Annotated in this window: 20 protein-coding genes; 11 read left to right on the top strand and 9 right to left on the bottom strand. The window is 41.9% G+C overall.

The window, feature by feature from the left end; translation table 11 throughout:
- Positions 1 to 53 precede the first annotated feature (53 nt).
- The 3 genes from JMX07_RS05930 (at position 54) to infA (ending at position 2,374) form a co-directional block, all read left to right on the top strand.
- Positions 54 to 1,154 (top strand): asparaginase, encoded by a 1,101-nt coding sequence (locus JMX07_RS05930; protein ID WP_201606841.1) that lies wholly within the window; start codon positions 54 to 56, stop codon positions 1,152 to 1,154.
- 43 nt (positions 1,155 to 1,197) lie between these two features.
- Entirely contained in the window at positions 1,198 to 2,031 is an 834-nt protein-coding gene (gene truA / locus JMX07_RS05935) for a tRNA pseudouridine(38-40) synthase TruA (RefSeq protein ID WP_201606842.1), read from the top strand.
- A 121-nt stretch (positions 2,032 to 2,152) separates the two neighbouring features.
- Positions 2,153 to 2,374, top strand: coding sequence for a translation initiation factor IF-1 (gene infA / locus JMX07_RS05940; RefSeq protein WP_021814850.1), 222 nt, complete (start codon positions 2,153 to 2,155; stop codon positions 2,372 to 2,374).
- 244 nt (positions 2,375 to 2,618) lie between these two features.
- On the opposite strand, the gene JMX07_RS05945 is transcribed toward infA, so the two are convergent.
- The 5 genes from JMX07_RS05945 to leuC all read right to left on the bottom strand — a co-directional run bounded on the left by JMX07_RS05945 (position 2,619) and on the right by leuC (position 8,396).
- Positions 2,619 to 3,866 (bottom strand): L,D-transpeptidase family protein, encoded by a 1,248-nt coding sequence (locus JMX07_RS05945; RefSeq protein WP_201606843.1) that lies wholly within the window; start codon positions 3,864 to 3,866, stop codon positions 2,619 to 2,621.
- Positions 3,867 to 4,162: 296 nt separating this feature from the next.
- Positions 4,163 to 5,266: a 3-isopropylmalate dehydrogenase gene (leuB, locus tag JMX07_RS05950; protein WP_201606844.1), complete on the bottom strand. Its 1,104-nt coding sequence runs from the start codon at positions 5,264 to 5,266 to the stop codon at positions 4,163 to 4,165.
- Between the two features lie 63 nt (positions 5,267 to 5,329).
- Entirely contained in the window at positions 5,330 to 6,049 is a 720-nt protein-coding gene (locus tag JMX07_RS05955; RefSeq protein ID WP_201606845.1) for a hypothetical protein, read from the bottom strand.
- 136 nt (positions 6,050 to 6,185) lie between these two features.
- Complete coding sequence (leuD, locus tag JMX07_RS05960; RefSeq protein WP_201606847.1) at positions 6,186 to 6,836, bottom strand: 3-isopropylmalate dehydratase small subunit; 651 nt, start codon at positions 6,834 to 6,836, stop codon at positions 6,186 to 6,188.
- Between the two features lie 141 nt (positions 6,837 to 6,977).
- Positions 6,978 to 8,396: a 3-isopropylmalate dehydratase large subunit gene (leuC, locus tag JMX07_RS05965; protein ID WP_201606848.1), complete on the bottom strand. Its 1,419-nt coding sequence runs from the start codon at positions 8,394 to 8,396 to the stop codon at positions 6,978 to 6,980.
- Between the two features lie 374 nt (positions 8,397 to 8,770).
- On the opposite strand from leuC, the gene JMX07_RS05970 reads away from it, so the two are divergent.
- Positions 8,771 to 9,643, top strand: coding sequence for a LysR family transcriptional regulator (locus tag JMX07_RS05970; protein WP_101205469.1), 873 nt, complete (start codon positions 8,771 to 8,773; stop codon positions 9,641 to 9,643).
- A gap of 458 nt (positions 9,644 to 10,101) precedes the next feature.
- Positions 10,102 to 11,601 (top strand): sodium/proline symporter PutP, encoded by a 1,500-nt coding sequence (putP, locus tag JMX07_RS05975; protein ID WP_160020915.1) that lies wholly within the window; start codon positions 10,102 to 10,104, stop codon positions 11,599 to 11,601.
- A 558-nt stretch (positions 11,602 to 12,159) separates the two neighbouring features.
- On the opposite strand, the gene JMX07_RS05980 is transcribed toward putP, so the two are convergent.
- From JMX07_RS05980 to JMX07_RS05990, 3 genes are all read right to left on the bottom strand, one after another.
- Positions 12,160 to 13,578, bottom strand: coding sequence for an outer membrane protein transport protein (locus tag JMX07_RS05980; RefSeq protein ID WP_201606849.1), 1,419 nt, complete (start codon positions 13,576 to 13,578; stop codon positions 12,160 to 12,162).
- A 371-nt stretch (positions 13,579 to 13,949) separates the two neighbouring features.
- A complete protein-coding gene (locus tag JMX07_RS05985) occupies positions 13,950 to 15,161 on the bottom strand; it encodes an OmpP1/FadL family transporter (RefSeq protein ID WP_201606850.1) in 1,212 nt (403 codons plus the stop codon).
- 219 nt (positions 15,162 to 15,380) lie between these two features.
- The gene (locus JMX07_RS05990; RefSeq protein WP_227684653.1) at positions 15,381 to 15,638 is read right to left on the bottom strand and encodes a SlyX family protein; all 258 of its coding nucleotides are present in this window, start codon (positions 15,636 to 15,638) and stop codon (positions 15,381 to 15,383) included.
- Between the two features lie 240 nt (positions 15,639 to 15,878).
- On the opposite strand from JMX07_RS05990, the gene JMX07_RS05995 reads away from it, so the two are divergent.
- From JMX07_RS05995 to JMX07_RS06020, 6 genes are all read left to right on the top strand, one after another.
- Entirely contained in the window at positions 15,879 to 17,822 is a 1,944-nt protein-coding gene (locus JMX07_RS05995) for an ATP-binding cassette domain-containing protein (RefSeq protein WP_201606851.1), read from the top strand.
- 521 nt (positions 17,823 to 18,343) lie between these two features.
- The gene (gene petA, locus JMX07_RS06000) at positions 18,344 to 18,928 is read left to right on the top strand and encodes a ubiquinol-cytochrome c reductase iron-sulfur subunit (RefSeq protein ID WP_057759305.1); all 585 of its coding nucleotides are present in this window, start codon (positions 18,344 to 18,346) and stop codon (positions 18,926 to 18,928) included.
- 7 nt (positions 18,929 to 18,935) lie between these two features.
- A complete protein-coding gene (locus JMX07_RS06005) occupies positions 18,936 to 20,156 on the top strand; it encodes a cytochrome b (RefSeq protein ID WP_413786659.1) in 1,221 nt (406 codons plus the stop codon).
- Entirely contained in the window at positions 20,156 to 20,872 is a 717-nt protein-coding gene (locus JMX07_RS06010; RefSeq protein ID WP_201606852.1) for a cytochrome c1, read from the top strand. Before JMX07_RS06005 ends, JMX07_RS06010 begins: the two co-directional genes overlap by 1 nt.
- Before the next feature lie 195 nt (positions 20,873 to 21,067).
- Positions 21,068 to 21,682 carry a glutathione S-transferase N-terminal domain-containing protein gene (locus JMX07_RS06015; protein ID WP_201606854.1) on the top strand — a complete coding sequence of 205 codons (615 nt, stop codon included), beginning with the start codon at positions 21,068 to 21,070 and terminating at the stop codon, positions 21,680 to 21,682.
- 133 nt (positions 21,683 to 21,815) lie between these two features.
- A complete protein-coding gene (locus tag JMX07_RS06020) occupies positions 21,816 to 22,253 on the top strand; it encodes a ClpXP protease specificity-enhancing factor (RefSeq protein WP_201606855.1) in 438 nt (145 codons plus the stop codon).
- 149 nt (positions 22,254 to 22,402) lie between these two features.
- Here the strand turns inward: JMX07_RS06020 and dcd are convergent, their stop codons facing one another.
- Positions 22,403 to 22,978, bottom strand: coding sequence for a dCTP deaminase (dcd, locus tag JMX07_RS06025; protein ID WP_058024138.1), 576 nt, complete (start codon positions 22,976 to 22,978; stop codon positions 22,403 to 22,405).
- Positions 22,979 to 23,111: the final 133 nt, after the last annotated feature.

A 23,111-nucleotide genomic window follows, 5' to 3' on the forward strand; every position in this document is an offset into this window, starting at 1 on the left:
GCTCAATTCTCCAGTACCTCTTTTCTTCCATACTTGTTTACTGTGTTGATACTATGCCATCTTCTGTTATGCTCAAAAATCTATCCGATCCTATTCAACTGATTTATGCTGGTGGTACCTTTGGTAGCTATGGCAGACCTTTAGCGCCATTATCAGCAGAAGTGTTTTTGCCTACTCTACAAAAACTTTTATCTGCCCAAGACAGTACGAATAACTTACCGACAGTCTCATGGTTAGAAAACACCCTGATCAAAGACAGCAGCCAGCTTACTCCTAGTGATTTTACGCATTTCTATCAACTACTACTAAATACTTATGCCAAAGGTGATAGACGCTTTGTTCTCATCACTGGCACGGATACGTTGAGTTACTTAGGCGCATTTTTAGCAGAAGCTTTTGCAGGTAGTGATATTTGTATTGTTCTGACCGCAAGTATGCGTCCATTATTAGACAGTGAAATATTGCACTCCTATAACATCGATGAACATAGCGATGCTTGGGGCAATCTCACCGACTCATTAAAACTAGCCGCTGCTGGTGAATCAGGTGTGAAGGTTAGTTTTGGCGGCGAATCATGGCCTGCTCAAACGGTACAGAAAATTCACAGTCATGATCTGATGGCATTTACTGGTCATTCTCGCGCCGCTTATCCAGCCAATAGCTATATAAAAAATCTACCTGACACGCGTAGGCAACATTGGCTTGATGATCAACAAGACTTGCTATCCAGTATTAAAACACGCGCTGAAAACGCGAGTGTTCATGCGCTATATTGCCTACCTAACGATGTTTCGATGATAAACAACCAGCTACAAGCTTTATTGTCGCAGCCACCATGTGGCATTATTCTATTGGGATTTGGCGCCGGTAACATCCCTTATTCAGCTGCACTAGCAGAGACACTGACCCTTGCTCATGAACATGGACATATGGTGATATCAGCCAGTCAATGTCCGTTTGGCGGCGTCAGCGACAGCTATGCGGCGGGCAGTTGGCAGTACGAGCATCATGTCATTGCTGGTGGGCGTTTGACCATACCTGCTATTTATGCCCGATTACTATGGTTGTTACTTCGCTATGATAGTCCAGCAAGACGCAGACAGCGTTGGTTAAATAACGTCAATCAAACTGGCACTAGCATCAAAAAGCGATAAGCACCTTTTAATTAATTCCCATTTTATAAGTTTAGAAACCCTAATGTCTGAGACTGAAATTATCGAAACTGAATCAACCTACACTTTAGCGATTGCTATTGAGTTCTTAGGAACTCATTATCATGGCTGGCAACGACAACGAGAGGTTTTGGGCGTACAAGAAGCCTTAGAAACAGCTATCGGCAAAGTGGCCAATGAGCCTGTAGAAGTCATCGCAGCTGGGCGTACTGATGCCAGTGTACATGCTAGCAATATGATTGCCCATTTTACAACTCATGCGTATCGCCCTACTCATAATTGGTTGCGTGGTGTAAACAGCTTACTTCCCGATGATATTGCTCTACGCTGGGTACAACCCATGCCAGCTGATTTTCATGCGCGTTTTGGTGCTATTGCTCGTCGCTATCGTTATATTACGCTCAATCAAGTGCAGCGCCCTGCCATACTAAATCATCAAGTAACTCATATCTATGATCCGCTTGATTTAGAAGCCATGCAGCAAGCAGCAGCCGATATCGTCGGTACACACGATTTTAGCAGTTACCGTGCTGCGGCCTGTCAATCCAATCAACCGGTGCGTACGATTAGCCATGCCAACCTTTTTGCTCATGGTCAATTTATCGTTTTTGATATACAAGCAGATGGATTTTTACATCATATGGTTCGCAATTTGATGGGTACATTATATGCCATTGGTAGACATGAGCTAGAACCAGCAGATTTTTTGAATATTTTGCACAAAAAAGATCGAACGATTGCACCACCTACCGCTTCAGGTGATGGACTATATTTTATCAATGCCTATTATCCTGAACGTTTTCAAAGCTTATTACCAGATGCACCACTAACGCCTGTCTGGTTAAATCTACCTGACTAAATCGATATAATTTGACATACATATCACTCACATGCTGTCAAGTAAAAAGCAGGTTCGTATTGCTTTAATACGCTAACTTACGTATAATATGGGCTTATTTTTTAATTGATTGATACAAATTATGGCAAAAGACGATATTATTGAATTTGAAGGCGAAGTCATTGATACCCTTCCTAATACTTTGTTCAAAGTTCGTTTAGAAAACGGGCACGAAATCATTGCGCATATCTCTGGTAAGATGCGTAAGCATTATATTCGTATCTTGACAGGTGATAAGGTTAAAGTTGAAATGACACCTTATGACCTATCTAAAGGCCGCATTACCTACCGTGGTAAAAACTAAATACTTACTAATCAATATGGTTGTGGAAGTATTGACGCTGGTAAAAGGCAGTCAACAATCAAATGGCTACGTTATCGCTGATAGCTGATATAGACGCTTGAGTGGTTTAACTGATAATAATAATGAAAACGCTAATCTGCTCATTATTGCCTATCACTGTTTTAGTCATTTAGTATGGACTGTTTGTTTTACCATAAAAAATACCGCTAAATTCAGCGGTATTTTTTTGTTTCGCCTTTATGAATTACTTGAACTCAACAGTGGCACCTTTCTTTATAACACCGAGTAGGCTAAGCGCGTCCCAATTGGTGAGGCGAACACAGCCTGCTGATGCCTGACGGCTAATACGTTCAGGATCTGGTGATCCATGAATGCCATACGAGGGTTTACTCAGACCGATCCATACCAAGCCAACAGGATTATTAGGACCTGTAGGGATAATAGATTTTTCGCCATTATCGCCAGTGTAAGTATAATTAGGCTCATGAATTTTGACTTTTACCTGATGCGTACCCGTTGGTGAAGGCGTGGCTGTGCTACCTACTGTAGTCGGATAACTGGCAACTAGGTTATTACTGTCGTCGTACGCATAGAGGGTTTGCGTGCTTTTATCAGCGACCACGCGGCTCACTGGTGTAGTGTTAGGATTGCCTGGATTGTATACCGTGATAGTCTCACCAGCCGTAAAATTGGCAGTAGGATTAAGCGATTTGAGATAGTCACGACTGATATGAAACTTCTCTCCCAAGGCTTCAAGGACGCTTTCATAATACATACCCTCTAGCTTGGCTTTGGCTTCAGCACTAGCAGGAATTTGGGTAGTTTTGATATTCACATCAGTATCTGTCAGCTGATAACTGACTAATACAGGCTGTGAAGTAAGCGTGGAATTCTTATTCAATGCTTGCCACGTTTCTTCATTGACCGCTTCGGTTACTGGTAATCCTTGAGCCTTTTGAAAAGCTTGCATGGCTTTACGCGTGTTTTTCCCCCAGTACCCATCAACTGCACCAACGCCACTATGATTCCAGTTCAGTAGCGCTTGCAGTTTAGTCCCGACATTGCGATCAATTTTAGTGTCAGCTGTCCATGTCGCTTGATTCACTTTTTTAGCGGTATCTGACAGCTCTTTTGTACTGTATGTAATCTTAGGTAGTAATTCATTGAGCGAATCTGCTGCTTTGCTATTACCATCTATTTGCTGACTAACACCGTTGGTTACTGGACTGATGTCGTTACTATCAGTCATCCTGCTGTCCATCGTATCAGCATCGATACTGTTACTAGTAGATTGATTGCTACTAGTATTCATCTCTGCTTCGGTGCCTGCATTGTTATTATGATCTGTCATGCCACTATTGGATGACTTGCTCTCATTAGTCGTTTGTACGCTATTTTCAGCATTATTAGCATTGCTGCTACAACCCACTAATAATGCAGACGTTGTACCCATCACTATAACAAGGCTGCCAACCTTAAGTAGTTGAGACATAAAAAAACTCCCTAAATAATTACCATGTATCGAAAAATATCGAAAAATTTATCATAGAAATATATTGCCATAGCCCTACCACTATTCCCTAACAGCTTTATGTTAATAACTAACTATTCCTACTATGCATTTGTTAATAGAGTGAACGAATACAAGATTTTATTTACAGTGAGGCATGGTTGTATACCACATAGTATAAAAAACCCATAAAGTGCTCAGCAATTTATGGGTATAAAACATATGGGATTAGACTATGGAAAATATTATATAGGAACGGCCTTCAAACTTGGGCTAAGTTATATAAGTTTGGCCAAGACCGCTTGACCCATTTCCTTACAGCCTACTTGCTTAAGTCCAGCTTCGCTGCTATCTAAAATATCTAGCGTACGTAAACCATCATCAAGCACATCACTAACTGCCTGCTCGATTGCTTGTGCTGCATCTTCTTGCTTGAACGTATAACGCAGCATCATAGCAACAGACAAGATAGTCGCTAATGGATTGGCTTTATCCTGTCCTGCGATATCAGGTGCTGAACCATGACACGGCTCATACATACCCTTACCTGACTCATCTAAGCTCGCTGATGGCAACATACCGATAGAGCCTGTCAACATCGCAGCTTCATCAGATAGGATATCGCCAAACATATTACCTGTCACCATAACATCGAACTGCTTAGGATCTTTAATCAACTGCATGCAAGCATTGTCAGCATACATGTGTGATAACGCCACGTCGCTATAGTTAGCTTGTTGCATCTCGATCATCGTCTGTTTCCACAGCTCGGTGACTTCTAATACATTGGCCTTATCAACTGAACATACCTTAGCTGCTGTACCTGCTGCTTGCGCACGCGTTTTTGCCAATTCAAAGGCAACTTTACCAATACGCTGAATCTCACTTGTGCTATACACCATCGTGTTATAGCCTTGCTGCTCACCATTTTCTAGTGTGCGGATACCACGAGGCTCACCAAAATAGATACCGCCTGTCAGCTCACGGACGATCAATAGATCTAGACCTGAGATAATTTCCGGTTTGATACTTGAGGCATTAGCCAACTGTGGATAGAGCTTGGCTACGCGTAGATTAGCAAATAAACCAAGCTCACCGCGGATTTTCAACAGACCGCGCTCAGGGCGTTTACTACGCTCGATTGCATCCCATTTAGGACCACCGACCGCACCTAGCAATACCGCATCTGCGGCACGAGCACGGGCCAATGTCTCATCTGGCAAAGGCTCACCAGTTGCATCAATAGCCACACCGCCAATCAATCCAGACTCAAGCGTTAAATCAAGTGAAAACTTATCATTGACAGCTTTGAGCACGTCAATGGCTTGGGTCATGATTTCAGGGCCAATACCATCACCCGCTAATGTTAAAATCGTTGCCATACTGATCCTTTTGGAAATATTTTTATTGGTTAATTATATTGTCGAGCTTTTTATACTCATATTTTATGCTGCCATTTTTTTGGCTTTAGGTGCTGATGTTACTGCTTTGGCCATACCAGTCTCTACAAACTCACCTTGATGCTCAGCGTCTAGTTGCTTACAGAATCGGCGCTGTACTTGAGTGCCTTGCAATAGCTCAATACATAAAGGCTCAGGTGATGCTGTGTCCAATAGACTACCTGATTTTTCACTGCTTTTCTTTTGATAAGCACGTAACTGATAGGTACCTGCTTCAGTGAAATCATGGATCATCGCAAAGCGTTCAACATAACCCATGTTATTTTCTGGATAGAAATTAACATGAACCTCGTGTTTGGCAGGCATGACTCGTGCATAGTAGTTGGTCAATCCTGGCATACTAGAAGGCGCTAACGGCACAACTTTTATGGCATTTTTATTGACGAGTGGTGTCATATCCATATTCATCGATGTTTTCGCCATACCTTCTTGACGTGGTAAGGATGTCATAATCTGAGGATTGATTGGCTCGTGACTGTTGGGCGCGATAATGAGTGTTTTATCTATCTGCACAATTTCGCAATGATATGTACCCACACATGCAATATTTACTTCACCAGCGATAGGTTTAATTTTACCCACCCATGCCTCGGCATTCTCTGCTTCATCTATTTTTTGATAGCCCGTCAATAGCTGACAGCCTGACAATAATAAGCTTGCAGCAACAATGGTACTTGTCCATAGAGCATAACGTTTTGTATTCATAATGGCGGCTACTATTCAAGAGAGATAATAAAATGTAGTGAAAAACTATTCTTCATTTTAGACAGTTCACCGCCATAACTCAACGCTGCGTTGCGACTACTCATATTTTATTAGCAGTAGATTATAGAATGACCCTCTACGCTCTTACGTCGTTAAATATCCACGGTGTTTTTTGCATCATTTGTTGCTCATAATCTTTGATAGCATCACTTTGCTGCAAGGTTAGACCAATATCATCCAGTCCGTTTAACAAGCAATGTTTGCGAAAGGCATCTACTTCAAAGGCATACTCTTCACCAGTTGGTGTGATAACGACCTGACGTTCAAGATCCGCGGTCAACTCATAGCCTTCGTTATCAAAAGTTGCCTTCATTAACGTATCTACAATCGCTTCATCCAACACAATTGGTAACATGCCATTTTTGAAACAGTTATTGTAGAAAATATCTGCAAAACTTGGCGCAATTACCGTACGGAAACCATACTCTGATAACGCCCAAGGTGCATGCTCACGACTAGAGCCACAACCAAAGTTTCTACGTGCTAGCAAGATAGTAGCACCTTGATAACGTGGTTTGTTTAATACAAATTCTGGATTGATGACTCGTGTACTGTTGTCTTGACCAGGGTAGCCTTCGTCAAGATAGCGCCAATCGTCAAATAGATTTACGCCAAAACCTGTACGTTTAATAGATTTCAAAAACTGTTTTGCAATAATTTGGTCGGTATCGACGTTTGCGCGATCTAACGGGCAAACGATACCTGTTTGGGTGTTATAAGCTTGCATAAAATTTCCTATCAATTATATTTTTGCTGGCTGATGATCTTGATAAGCGTATTAGACAGTAAATAATTTTTTACCATTTTGACACCATGCTCATATATTTATCGTTCATACAAGCATGATGTCAGCTACTTATTATCAGTCTTAAAATGTACGAACATCCACGAAATGACCTGCCAACGCGGCGGCGGCTGCCATTGCTGGGCTTACCAAATGCGTACGACCACCATTACCCTGACGACCTTCAAAATTACGATTAGACGTTGAGGCACAGTGCTCTTGCGGCTCAAGCTTGTCTGCATTCATCGCAAGACACATTGAGCAGCCCGGCTCACGCCATTCAAAACCAGCTTCGGTAAATAACGTATCCAAGCCTTCTGCTTCTGCTTGCAGTTTCACTTGTCCAGAGCCTGCAACAACGATCGCTTCCTTTACGTTATCAGCAACTTTGCGACCTTTGATTACCGCTGCCGCATCACGTAAATCTTCGATACGTGAATTGGTACATGAACCAATAAATATACGGTCAAGTTGAATATCCGTAATTTTCTGACCAGCTTCTAGCCCCATATAAGTATAAGCGCGTAACCAGCCTTCTTCTTGAGCTTCATCAATGGCTTGATCTGGTGTCGGTACAGATTGCGTGATATCTACCACCATCTCAGGCGATGTACCCCAAGATACTTGCGGTGCGATCTGACTACCGTCGATTTCCACCACAGTATCAAATACCGCGTCATCGTCTGAATATAGTGTACGCCAGTAGGCTTCCGCTTGTTCCCATTGTGCTTCGCTTGGCGCATATGGACGACCTTTAACATAGTCAATCGTCGTTTCATCGACCGCAACCATACCGACACGCGCGCCTGCTTCAATCGCCATGTTACAGACGGTCATGCGACCTTCCATACTCATGTCTTCGAACACTTGACCTGCAAATTCAATCGCGTGTCCTGTTCCACCTGCTGTACCGATTTTTGCAATAATAGCTAACACCACATCTTTTGAAGTGACACCAGCACCAAGTTGACCAGTGACACGGATCTGCATATTTTTTGATTTCTTTTGAATCAAACACTGCGTTGCCAATACATGCTCAACTTCGGAGGTTCCGATACCGTGAGCCAAGCAACCAAGTGCTCCGTGGGTCGCTGTATGCGAATCACCGCAAACAACCGTCATACCCGGCAAGACCAAACCTTGCTCTGGACCGACCACGTGCAAAATTCCCTGACGCGCATCATTTATAGTAAATTCAGCAATATCAAACTTGGTGCAGTTATCGTCCAACGTGACAACCTGCAAGCGTGATACTTTGTCTTTAATCCCCGGTACTCCTTCTAAGCGCTCTTTTGTGACGGTCGGCACATTGTGATCTGGACTGGCAATGTTAGCCGATAGACGCCATGGCGCTCTATTTGCCAACTCCAACCCTTCAAATGCTTGTGGACTCGTCACTTCGTGCAACAGGTGGCGGTCGATATAAATCAGGCTCGAACCATCGTCGCGCTTAGTGATTTCGTGAGCGTTCCAAAGTTTGTCATATAACGTTTGACCAGCCATGTTGCTATCCTTTATAGGTTACTAATTACTTAATTTTTACTTATTTGCACATTGCCAAGCTAAGATTCTATGTAAATGCTATGTCTATCTATAATGTTTAATAATTACTGTCGTATCTAAAATTTAAATATTATTTCTTTATGAGACCCAACATATGACTAAAATTAACGCTTAAAATACGTTTTAAAAGGTAAATAGCCAATTTTTTAGAATAAATATGTCACAATACGCCTCGATGTCTTGTGATTATAGCAGGCAAATCCTATAATAATAATTGATGATTTTTAACCAGACGCAAACTTTTATTTCTAATACGTTGTGATTGGGTCAGCCAACTTTTATTTATAGCTCCTAGAGTAGCTAAGGACATTCGTTTGAACACCACAAACTTGACGACATTCGTTACCGTTATGCACACTGGCAGTATCTCAGGCGCTGCAGAAAAGCTGTTTATCACTCAGCCTGCTGTCAGTAAACGTATCAAAAACTTAGAAGACGAGTTTAACATTACCTTGTTTGATACGGTAGGACGTGGAATTGTACCTACTCAAGCGGCTAGTGAAATGCTACCTCATGCCAAGCGTTGGCTGGAAGATTATGAGAACTTTAAAATCAACTTACAGCATTCTCAGCATATCGTCTCTGGCAAGTTAGTCATTGGTACTAGCCATCATATTGGCCTACATCATTTAGCACCTGTCCTTAAACACTTTATTCAAGCTTATCCAGCTGTTCAGTTAGAAGTACACTTCGTAGATTCTGAAAAAGCTCATAAAGCAGTACTAGATGGTGATTTGTCTTTGGCCTTTGTAACTCTACCTCCTGTATATGATAAGCGCTTAACTTATCACACGCTCTGGTCAGACCCTCTTTATTTTATGACGGGTACGCTATCACCTTTGGCTACTAAATCTAATGTGACGTTGGAGCAGTTAGCGCGCTATCCTGCCATTTTGCCTTCTGCCAATACCTTTACCAGTCAAATTACCTTGGCTGAGTTTGCCAAGCACAATCTGAAGCCTTATGCCACGATGAGCACCAACCCGCTTGAGTCTATTCGTATGCTAGTCTCTGTCGGTCTTGGCTGGTCAGTACTACCTCAAACGATGGTCAGCCAAGATTTGGAACGTATTGATATGGCAGACAATATTGAGCTACAGCGTTATCTAGGTGTGGTCATTAATCCAAAGCTTACACAATCTAGCAGTGTCACTGCACTCTTAGATTTACTGGCGCCTATTGAATAAGACTCGCTGGATATAATAATATATAAATTCTGCCTATTCGCATTTGTATCTCTCATGCGTTATAATACGCTTGACGTTGTTTTTATAACAAAAATTTACCACAAGGACACTGATAGTCATATATTGAATACTTCTAGTAAGATATGATGGTTAACAGTAGGTTTAATGGTTTAGATTGATGATGTAGGTTGCTAATACTCATATATAAATAGCAGATGCGAGCAATAACAATAGATAAGTGGAATGCGATGTTCCCGTTGTTCTCTATCTCTATATGAGTGCTAGCCATAGAACAACATCAATCATATAAAACTACAGAAGATACTGAAAAAAGCCATTATGTCTCAATTAATGGCTTTTTTTGTCTTTAAATATTGTTTTGAACATCGCCTTGTAGGACAGAACTTTTATAGTTAAAAAATAATTACAGCCAACGATGTTGGTTAAGGACAACTTATATGAACGGAGTTTCTAGTGGCGTGCTGATATCACTCGGCGCCTATTTCTTAGTGATGATTGGGATTGGTGTTTACGCTTATTTTAAGCAAGCCAATGATACTGAAGGCTATATGTTAGGGGGTCGTAACTTAGGCCCAGCAGTAACCGCACTTTCTGCAGGTGCATCAGATATGTCAGGTTGGTTACTACTTGGCTTACCTGGTTATATGTTTGCCGATGGTGTTGTCAGTATTTGGATTGCCCTTGGTTTGACATTAGGTGCATTATTAAACTATCTCATCGTAGCACCTCGCCTTCGTGTTTATACCGAAGTGGCTGACAACGCTATCACCCTACCCGATTATTTTGCCAACCGCTTTGAAGACAAGTCGCACATGCTACGCGTCATCTCAGCCGTGGTCATCATTCTATTCTTTACCGTCTATACCGCTGCAAGTCTTGTAGGTGGTGGTAAACTCTTCGAAAGCTCACTAAATCTATCGTATAGTACTGGCCTATGGGTTACTGCTGGTGTGGTTGTGGCTTATACGCTATTCGGTGGTTTCTTAGCAGTATCTATGACCGATTTCGTACAGGGTGTCATCATGCTGTTTGCCATGGTAATCGTACCTGTCGTTGCCTTTACTGATCTTGGTGGTATTTCAGCCACTACAGAAGCCGTCAGAAATATCGACCCTACCCTTTTAGACGTTACTAGCGGTATGAGTGTCATCGGTATTATTTCGTTAATGGCATGGGGTTTAGGTTACTTTGGCCAACCGCATATTATCGTACGTTTTATGGCGATTCGTTCAGTGAGAGATGTACCGACTGCACGTAATATCGGTATGAGCTGGATGGTTGTGAGTCTTATTGGTTCACTAATGACTGGTTTTGCTGGTCGTGCCTACGTACAAAAAACTGCGATGACGTTGGATGATCCTGAGACTATCTTCTTAGTATTCACTCAGTTCTTGTTCCACCCATTGGTTTCAGGTTTCCTATTAGCAGCTATTTTAGCGGCAATTATGAGTACTATCTCATCACAGCTATTGGTTGTATCTAGCTCTCTAACCAAAGATGTATACAAACTATTCTTTGATAAAGATGCACCAGAAGCTCGCCAAGTATTGGTTGGTCGTATCTCAGTTATCATCGTTGCTATTGTTGCCATTATGCTAGCGTCTAACCCAGATAGCTCAGTATTGAACTTAGTTTCTAATGCATGGGCAGGATTCGGTGCAGCGTTTGGTCCATTGGTTATCTTCAGCCTTACATGGCGTGGTATGAACCGTAATGGTGCTGTTGCTGGTATGGTTGTTGGTGCGTTGACTGTTATCCTATGGATTTATGGTCCTTTCCAAGTAGATGGTATGGCACTAAATAGCTGGTTATATGCTATCGTTCCAGGCTTTATCTTAAGTACTATCGCTATCTTTGCCGTTAGTATCATGACTGGTGGCCCAAGACCTTCAGTTTCTGCTAAGTACAAAGAGATGGAGTTAAACTTAAACAAATAAGTTTACGTAATATCTTAAGATTATTGTTATAAAAAAACCTCGTCATTATTGGCGAGGTTTTTTTATGAGTAACGATTTAGTATATTTAACCTACTACAGTATTAAACAAAGAGAACTTATGATCAATGAGACAGTAGTATGGATAGCTCTGTGATGGATATACTAAGCCAGATTGTCCTAGCCTATTTGGCATTCCAACTGCTGCTCACTTTTACGAAGTAAGCCTTTATCAACAATACTTCTTTTCTTAATATCACATTTGATTATCTATTTAGATCTTTTCCTTGTGTACCTCAAGTATGCTACGTTATTAACAACTCATTCGGTAAGGTACGAGTGCGTATAGGTTCTTAAATGCAAGGGTATTTGCTGTATATGGACACTAAGCTAAACTAGGCAAATAAAATGTAGTCGTGCTATATGAATTAATACTATAAAGATTATATTTGCTGTTCTATCTATATTTGAGAACTTACGGTCAAATAGGTAATAGAAAGCCCATAAAAAAGCGACCCATCATAGGTCGCTTTTTTATTGTTTAGCAGTTATATAGAAAGATTATTTCCCTTGATAAGAAAGCTTCACACCAGCGATATAGCCATCATTATCTTGAAAATCACCAACGATTTTATCACTAGGTAACTGACCTTTTGCATCACCGAACCATAAGTACTTACCACCAGCCGATACTGCCCAGTTTTCCGTGACGTTATATTTGGCACCAAGACCAACACTATAGTAGCCTTCAACTGGGCCCAACGATGTAGTTGGGTCACCAGCGCCACTGTCCCAACCAATGGTACCGCTAATAGCAAGTGCTGGTGCTACGCGTTTCGCTAAGCCAAGCTCTACCATCCACTGGTCGTCTTTATATTCCACCAAGTTCAGTCCATCAGGGCCATAACTGATTTTACTAGTATCATTATAAAGTGGTGGTGTAATAATAAAATCACTCCACGGTACCCAGCGTACTTTTGCCGTTGCTAATGTTGTAGGGTTGATACCTGTTTGAAAATCAAAGTTGACTGATTTAGGAGTAGTAATTTCGTATTTGCTGTTTCTATTTGCTGCTGCAGCTGCTTGTTCTGGAGTAGCTCCTGCTGCTATAGCTCTAATAGCTACTAACGGATACGACTCGGATATTTGTATATCATGATCGATTTCAGAACGGTAAGTTAAAGCAGCTTTTAATGCAATTTCCGGCTTACTATAAGCAATACCTGCTATATAACCATAGTCCATATCAGGATTACTGTTTGAAGTATAACCGCTAGCAGGTCCATAAGCTAAACCGCGTAATTTTGTTTCAGATTGAGTACGCTGTGCAACTGGACCACCATAAATTTGGAAATTTTTGTTGGCACCAAACTTCATGCCCAAAATCCCTGTTAGGCTTTGGCTACGAACTTCTACATTAGTATTCTCACCCGCGGTACTTGCTTCAGCTTGTGCTACTGCCACTGCTCCACGCAAACTATCTAACTGAGCTTGCTGCTCTTCAGGTAAAGAACCATCGAATGGGGCAAGACTATCAATTGCACCCTCTGCAGCTGCAAGACTTGGCACTAATCCATTGGTAATAGAAGCAATAGAGGCGTCAACATCTCCTTGTGAGACGAAGTTACTTTGAGTATATTCAGCAGCTGCACCGAAAGGCTCATCGTATAATAGGCCGATACTAAAGGTATCGTTAATGTCAGCTTTTACGCCATAGCGGAAAAAGTCATAAGACTCAGCGATATCACCTGTCTTATCACCACGTACGTAGTCATTCTGAGAAGGGTTAGTGTTAGCACTATCATAACCACTTACATCAGCATCAATATAAGTATAGACGGCTTCTGCATAGGTACCATCTTGAAAGAAAGCAGTGACATCTTGGCCTGAACGATCAAGACCAGCAGCATTAGTCATGCTAGCGACAGAAAGAGTAGCGATTGCTACTGCAAGGGTTTTCAAGTGAAAGGTAGTGCGCATTGTGTATCTCCAACGGTCCTTGTTGTATTACTACTTTGATAAACAATATATAGCATTGCTGCGCTTAACATTGAAATTATCAAAGTCGTGTCCTAAGTTGAATACTAATGCCTTTTTGACACTAAAACAACAATTAAAGTGCTTTATTTCTCAATTATGACTGAACAGTACAAATAAGATATAAATCAAACAATGTCGTTTACTTCTACTTTTAAATGTGAATTTTCTAAAAAAGTATTTGTTAATAGGAAAGTTTTTCCTCGAGATAAAACGGGTTCATTATGACTATAATAATGCCTACAAAAAAAGCGACCCTTAAAGGATCGCTTTTAATATTAATGGTAAATAACATCACATAATTTATTTGTGATTTACTGAGCTTGGTAAGATACCTTTACACCTAGTACAAAGCCATCGTTACTTTCGAAATCACTAACGATCGTTTTAGTTGGGATTTGACCTTTGGCATCACCGAACCATAAGTATTTACCACCAGCAGATACTGCCCAGTTCTCGGTCACATTATATTTCGCACCAAGACCGGCGCTATAATAGCCTTCGATAGGACCTAACGAAGTGACAGGGTTGCCTGCACCACTGTCCCAACCAACAGTACCACTGATAGCAAGTGCTGGCGCAACGCGCTTAGCCAATCCTAGCTCTACTTGCCATTGGTCGTCATCATAGCTAACTAACGCTAATCCCTTATCATCCCGAGTCGAAACCTTGCTAACGTCATTATATAGTGATGGTACGATAGCAAAATCACTCCATGGTACCCAGCGTACTTTGGCAGTTGCTAGGGTTGTAGGGTTGATACCCGTTTGAAAATCAAAGTTCACTGACTTAGGCGTAGTGATTTCAATACTATCATTTCTCTGTGTTGAAAGACCTAATGCAGATTCGATGGGAGCTGGTATAGCGCCAGTACCTACAATAGGATAGATTTCAGATGATTGCGCGTTGTGTTCAATTTCTGAGCGATATGTCAAGGCAGCTTTCAACGCGATTTCAGGCTTACTATAAGCTACGCCTGCGATATAACCGTAATCTTGATCGGGGCTAATATGTGTCGTATAGCCGTTAGCAGCACTATAAGCAGTACCACGTAACTTTACATCAGCTTGTACACGTTGGGCCACTGGACCGCCGTATACTTGAAAGTTTTTATTTTCACCGAATTTTGCACCTATGATACCCGTAATACTTTCAGTTCTTACTTCTACGTTAGTACCTTCACCGTTTGCATCTACAAAGTTATTGTCACCACTATAATCAGCTGCTGCACCGAAAGGCTCGTCATATAAGACGCCGACACTAAACGTGTCGTTAATGTCTGTTTTCACGCCATAACGAAAAAAGTCATAAGATTCTGCGATATCATCAATCTTATTACCTGAAGTATCTTCACCCGTCACGTCCGCATCAATATAGGTATAGACAGCTTCAGCATAAGTGCCATCTTGTAGGAATGCAGTGATATCTTGACCTGAGCGATCAAGACCGGCAGCACTAGCGGCGCTAGCGACAGACAGAGCAGCAATAGCTACTGCAAGAGTTTTTAAGTGAAAGGTGGCGCGCATTTTACATCTCCAAACATCCGCATTGTTTTACTGTTTTACTTAATTTTCTTAAGTAAACAGCATCCGAGGTGGAAGATAGTAAAGATTTTTAAACACTAAAACAACTACCAAAATACATTATTTCCATATTATGACTATTAAGTCACCAAAAAGTATCTTTATCTAAAAATACACATATTGCGATCATTCACTACTGGTTATCTTACTTACTATTATTTTTTAATAATGTGGTGGTCTATCCGCCATCACATCAAATGGGGCTATACCACTCTCTGTGTCTTGATTTTCTATCTGCTTATAAATCAGCTGTAGCTGACGTTGCAATGTCTGAATATCTTTATCTTGACGTGTGATCACCTCATCAAGTCTATCTACTGTGATCTCAAGGTGGGCTACGTTCATTTGAAGATCAATTACTTGAGTTTGTAAGTCATCTTGCATGCTCGCAGCAGCATCTTTGTTATTGGATTGATTCATATTTTTCTCTAAAGTATCGTAAATATAAGGCTGAAAGGTTTAGCAAGTAAAATAGGTGGCAAAACCTAGGTGACATTGTTAAATCCATCATGCTAATCAAAAAATAGCCACTATGAATAAAAGCCATAAATAGTACTGATAAAACTATTTACTCGCACTACAGTTGCGCGGTGGCATGTTATACTGCTGGCAATTTTGCAACAACCCCTACCTCACTATTATATAAGCTTAAGATACTCTATGGCACTGATTCATTTAAAAGATATTCACTTAGCGTTTGGCGTCGCGCCTGTTCTTGATGGTATTGATTTTTCTATCAATTCAGGCGAGCGTGTGTGTTTGATTGGCCGCAACGGCGAAGGTAAATCTACTTTGTTTAAACTGATCAATGGCTCATTGCAGCCTGACAGTGGCGAGATTATTACCAACAGTAGCATGCGTGTAGCGATGCTAGAGCAAGACGTTCCTGAGACCAGCGGTCGCATATTAGACATCGTTATGGGCGGCAGTCGTCGCACAGCTGATTTGCTCATTAACTATAATAAGCAAGTCGATATGTGCGCGAATGGCGATATGGATGCCTGTGAGCATATGGCGACCCTACAGCATGATATCGATGCGGTACATGGTTGGGACTTAGAACGCGATGCCATGCGTCTGATTACGACCATGGGCCTTAATCCAGAAGACGACTTATCATCTCTATCTGGTGGTCGTAAACGCCGCGTGTTACTTGCTCGTGCGCTAGTTACTAAGCCTGATGTGCTACTACTAGATGAGCCAACCAACCATTTGGATGTCGAAAGTATCGAATGGTTAGAGCGCTTTTTGCTTGACTGGCAAGGTTTGACGTTGTTGTTCGTGACTCATGATAGAGCATTCGTCAATAAACTATCGACTCGCATTATTGAGCTTGACCGTGGCCAATTGACCAGTTATGACGTAACACAAGGTGAAGGTGGTTACGCGCGCTATCAAGAGCTAAAAGAGCTGCAGTTGCAAGCTGAAGAAAAGAACAATGCCAACTTTGATAAAAAACTGGCACAAGAAGAAGTTTGGATTCGCCAAGGTATCAAAGCCCGTCGCACCCGTAATGAGGGCCGTGTACGTGAACTAAAAGCCTTACGTGAAGAGCGTAGCGATCGCCGTGAGCAAGTGGGCAATGTAAACATCACCATGGGCCAAGGCGAGAAAAGCGGTAAGCTTGTCTGTAAAGTTAAAAACTTACATCTTGAGTATGATGGCAATGTCTTGGTAGATGATTTTACGACCACTATTATGCGTGGCGATAAGATTGGTATTGTCGGCCCTAACGGTGCTGGTAAAACTACGCTTATTAAAGCCCTACTCGATATGTCTGATGACGAAGTCACTAAGTCTGGTAGTGTCGAATTAGGTACTAATCTGAAAATCGCCTTTTTCGATCAGCTGCGTGATCAGTTAGATCTTGAAGCAAGCGTTGCGCAAAACGTTTCGGAAGGTTCTGACTTTGTCGAAGTTGGCGGTCGCAAGACGCACATCATGAGCTACTTGCAAGATTTCTTATTTGCACCAGAGCGCGCACGTACACCTGTCAAAGCCTTGTCTGGTGGTGAGCGTAACCGAGTACTACTTGCCAAACAACTATTAAAACCTGCCAATATTTTGGTACTCGATGAGCCGACTAACGATTTGGATATGGCAACACTTGAGCTATTAGAAGAGTCAGTCGCCAGCTTTGGTGGTACGATTTTGCTAATCAGTCATGATCGCTCATTCATGGACAACGTCGTTACCTCTACGTGGGTGTTTGGCGAAGATGAAGATGGCAAAGGCACTGTTAGTGAGTATGTAGGTGGTTATCAAGAGTACCTCGTACAAAAGAACCGCGAAGAAGCATCTCGTGCTGCAAAAGCACCTGCCAACAATGCAGCAAGCAATAAAGCGACAAACAAGTCTGGCACAGCAGCGAAACCAAATAAGGCAGCCAAAAAGCTAAATTATAATGATCAACGCGAACTGGATAACTTGCCAAAAGAAATCGCTGCACTCGAAGCCGAACAAATTCAGTTGCAAGAAAAGCTGGCCGATGGCTCTTGGTTTAATACTGACTTTGATGCGGCGACAGCTGCTAGTGAGCGTCTCTTAACCATTGAAGATGAGATGATGCACAAGCTTGAACGCTGGAGCGAGCTTGAAGGCTAGTATTGGCAACTCTCTAGCTGAGTTTATTGGAATATCGCATATGTACTTTGCATTGCGTATTTCGATAAATAAGTTCCTGATAGTTTGACAAAACATTATTAATCATTATGAAGACATCACCACTTTATTATATAGAGTGGTGATATTTGTTTTACAGCAACTTACAAAGTAGTTAGATGGTGAAAGTTAGTGAACATTACCTTAATTTCAAGTATCATTCGCTATTGCTGAAAATCCTTATTATTTATAAGGTCATCACATCATAATCCTTGTTAAAGCAAAGTTAGCGTTAAGCGTTGATAATCCAACTGTTTTGGTTTGATTATCATATTCAACCTTCTAATATGTCCTATTGAGGTTGCTTTATTTTTAACGCAATAATTTATTTTATCACCGAAATAGCTTAGAATAGCAACAATTAGCAAAATTAGGCACAGCTAAAGTGGCTTGATATTGTATATTTTCTAAGCCACAAACCCAGTGTGGGATAATCCCATTTCATTCACCTGGAGGAAGTATTAATGAGCCAAGCCGAAGGCGTTAATGTACAACGCCGTAGAGTTCTTATTGCCTCAACTGCCGCGATTGGTGCAGCTGGGGTAGCTGCCGTGGCGACACCTTTTGTCCGTTCTTGGTACCCAAGCGCTAAAGCTGAGGCTGCAGGGGCTGCAGTGACCCAAGATATTGGTTCTATCGAAGATGGACAAATGATCGTCGTCAAATACCGTGGTAAACCTATTTATGTGGTTAAGCGCACCGAAGACATGGTTGCAGGACTAGAGTCAGTTAAACCTCTATTATCTGATCCTGAGTCTGATGCGTCTCTACAACCTGAATATTGCAAAAATCCCACTCGCTCTTTAGATCCAACCGTATTGGTGGTCGAAGGCGTTTGCACACATTTGGGCTGTGCACCAAACTACCGTCCTGATGTGGGCGCGGTGGATTTAGGTGGTAATGATTGGTACGGCGGATTTTTCTGTCCGTGTCACGGGTCAAAATATGACTTAGCAGGTCGCGTATATAGCGGCGTTCCTGCACCACTTAATTTACCCGTTCCAGAATATGGTATGGATGGTACCATCTTGACGGTTGGGGAGGCTTAATATGAGTATGGGTAAAAAGTTAATGCATTGGGTGGACGCGCGTTTTCCAGCGACCGAAACCTATGAATACCATATGTCAAAGTACTACGCACCAAAGAACTTTAACTTTTGGTACTTCTTTGGCGTGCTATCAATGATCGTACTGGTCAACCAATTGGTGACTGGTATATGGCTTACGATGATGTACAACCCAAGTGCCGAAGGGGCATTTGCGTCTGTTGAATATATCATGCGTGACGTAAAAGGTGGTTGGCTCATTCGCTATATGCACTCAACCGGCGCATCTGCGTTTTTCGTCGTTGTATACCTGCATATGTTTAGAGCCTTGCTATACGGTTCATACCAAAAACCTCGTGAGCTTATTTGGCTCATCGGTATGGGTATCTACCTAGCACTTATGGCAGAGGGTTTCTTTGGATACCTACTACCTTGGGGCAACATGTCATTCTGGGGTGCTCAGGTTATCTTGAACTTACCTGCGGCATTACCTGTTATTGGTGATGGCCTTGCTGAATGGGTACGTGGTGACTATATCATCTCTGGTATTACCCTAAACCGTTTCTTTGCTCTACACGTTGTTGCTATTCCATTAGTACTCGTGGGTCTAGTATTTATGCATATTGTAGCGTTGCACCATGTGGGTTCGAACAACCCTGATGGTATCGACATCAAAAAGCTAAAAGACAAAAATGGTGTGCCATTAGACGGTATCGAATTCCATCCGTACTACACTGTGCATGACATGGTTGGTATCGTAGTATTCTTTATCTGTTTCTTTGCAGTGGTATTCTTCTTCCCAGAAGGCGGCGGTTTCTTCCTTGAGCCACCAAACTTTGAGACAGCGAACTCACTGAAAACACCAGCGCATATTGCACCAGTATGGTACTACACGCCTTTCTACGCTATCCTGCGTGCTGTTCCTGATAAGCTTGGTGGTGTGATCGCAATGGGTGCTGCAATTGCCGTATTGTTCTTGATTCCATGGCTTGATAGGTCGCCTGTACGTTCTATACGTTACAAAGGTATCTTATCTAAAATCGCGCTTACTGTATTTGCTATTAGCTTTATTGTATTGGGTTACTTGGGTGCGACACCTGCTACCCCGACGGCAACTATCATGGCTCGTGTATTCACGATTCTATATTTCTTGTTCTTCTTACTGATGCCGTTCTACACTGCCATTGAGAAGTGTAAACAGCCACCAGAACGCGTTACCGGAGGTCACTAATGAACACGCTAATTAAATCCCTAGCTGGTCTAGGCTTAGGCGCGGCATTGACGTTGACTGCTGGTACGGCAATGGCGGCTGGTGGTGGTGGATGTGGTACGTTTACCAACGCTGAAGGTGTTGACGAGCATTTGGCTTGTAGTACTGCTCCTATTGATTTTACCAATAAGGGCTCGCTACAAAACGGTGCAAAAATCTTTATGAACTACTGTGCTGGGTGTCACTCAGCCAAGTATGTTCGTCACTCACGCATTGCGAAAGATTTAGAGATACCTCCTGAGTTGGTTGAAAAGTATTTGATGGTTACTACCGATCAAATCGGTGACCACATTACTGCTGAGATCGATCCTGAGATTCAAGCGTCTTGGTTTGGCGCAGCGCCTCCTGATCTATCACTTGAGACACGTCTGCGTGGCGACGACTGGGTATATACTTACCTACTATCGTTCTATGAAGATCCAAGCCGTCCTTGGGGCGCGAATAACTTAGTACTGGCCAATGCAGCGATGCCTCACGTATTGCATAACATGCAAGAAGAGTTGAGCCAAGAAGAGTTTGAATCTGAAGTTGGTGACTTGGTTAACTTTATGGCGTGGATGGGTGAACCTGCTCGTCACGACCGTCAAGTAATTGGTTTCTTCGTCATTCTATTCTTATTAGTACTGCTCATACCAGTTTACTTATTAAATAAAGAGTTCTGGAAAGATGTCAAATAAGTCATAGTCAGCAGATAGTTCTTCGAATTAAAAAAGGCACTACTTCGGTAGTGCTTTTTTCTGCCTTGATATAGAGCATAAATACTAAATAAGCTGAGAAATAAGTCGCTCAGGGCTAATGTTTACGTACACTACCTTGATAAACGTTGCGAGTTTGTTTACGATGACAACCTTCACTATTAACATTAGGCTTTCATGATTGATGCGAATGACATTCCAAGTAGTCAGCTAATTTTGTATGCTGATGACGGCTACGACAGTCATGTGGTACGCCTATTACTTGAAGAAAAAAAGCTCGCTTACTATTTGTCTCGCTTACATTCTGAGCGCCCTGAAGATTTGACTGAGCTAAACCCCTATCATACCTTGCCTGTATTACAGCAGCGTGAGATTGCGCTTTATGAGATTAACGTTATTTTTGAGTACCTTGAAGAGCGTTATCACACAAATAAATTGCTCCCTGAAACACCGCAAGAGCGTGCACAGTTTCGCCAACTGGCTTGGCGCATTCAGCGTGATTGGTTAGTACTTGGTAAGCGCTTGTTGACGCATCCAGATAGCTTTAATAAATCACAAGCCGCCGTTGCCAAAAAACAGCTCAGTGACTCGTTGATTACTCTGTCACCGCTGTTCGCTCATAAGCCTTATTTTATGGCTGATGAGTTTGGTTGGTGTGACGTGTTATTAGCGCCACTATTATGGCGATTAGACGAGATGGGTATTGAGCTGCCACGCGCCATTAGCCGTCCATTGTTTGAATACCAAACGAGAGTGTTTGAGCGCAGTAGCTTCCAAAAAAGCGTGCGTTGATTAGACAAGTATCAAAAGCTGTCCTAAAATAAAGTATAAATAAGACAGACGTTAATTAGCATTTGTTATCTGATAAATTGCTGAACGAGATATTTTTCAATTATTAAAAATTACTAGTATAGGAAATCATTAGATGAGCGAAACTACCTCTATTACCCCAACTCGTCCTTACATGGTGCGGGCGCTATATGAATGGATAGAAGATAACGCCTTGACACCTTATCTGATGGTCGATGCTAATGCCGATAACGTACAGATACCGACAGAGCATGTGCAAGACGGTCGTATTGTACTTAATATTGCTAGTCGTGCTACTGGTAATATGAGCATGGAAAATGAGTACATACATTTCAGCGCGCGTTTTGGTGGCGTCTCACAAGAGATTTGGGTACCGCTTACTGCTGTAATGGGTATCTATGCTAAAGAGAACTCACAAGGAATGTTCTTTGATCCAAAAGAGTATGATAATTATGTACCAGAAGACGACTCAGCGCAAATTTCTAACAATAGCCCTGCTAAAGCACCTAAACCAAAGCGTGATAATAAAGCGGGTTTAAAGGTCTTAAAATAAAAATTCTTGAAATAAATAGAACCTTAGACAAATTCTATTTGAGACAATAAAAAAGCTAGCCATATTTAATATGACTAGCTTTTTTATTAACTATTTAAAGGCTTATTAACTTTCTATAACTGATAAGCTTTTAAACGGACGCTTACTGACTAGGTTCTTGGCAGTGTTACACCGCGCTGACCTTGGTATTTGCCACCGCGATCTTTATAACTGGTCTCACAGACATCATCGGCATCGCTTTGGAAGAACAGCATTTGCGCCACGCCTTCACCAGCGTAGATACGTGCTGGCAGATTGGTTGTATTACTAAACTCTAAAGTAACGTGCCCTTCCCACTCAGGCTCAAGCGGCGTTACGTTGACAATAATACCACAGCGCGCGTAAGTTGACTTACCTAGGCAGATAGTCAATACATCACGCGGAATACGGAAATACTCCATAGTACGAGCTAAAGCAAACGAATTAGGTGGAATGATACACTCGTCACCAACGATATCGATAAAGCTTTTATCATCGAAGTTCTTAGGATCAACGACCACTGAATGTACATTGGTAAAAACTTTAAATTCAGGAGCACAGCGCACATCATAACCGTAGCTTGAGGTGCCGTAGCTAACCAAACGCTCGCCTGCATCATTAAAACGTACTTGACCCGGCTCGTATGGCTCAATCATGCCGTGCTCTTCGGCCATTTTACGAATCCAGCGGTCAGACTTAATAGACATTGTTGTTCCTTAGCAAATATTTAATAGCGACGATTATACGGAAGTGATGGCAAAATTTATAGCGTGATGGCTGTTTTATCCTACTTGCTTTTTTATCCCACATTGACTTCAGGATATTCAAACCACCATCACC

The organism is Psychrobacter immobilis, assembly GCF_904846235.1.
GTDB lineage: Bacteria > Pseudomonadota > Gammaproteobacteria > Pseudomonadales > Moraxellaceae > Psychrobacter > Psychrobacter immobilis_C.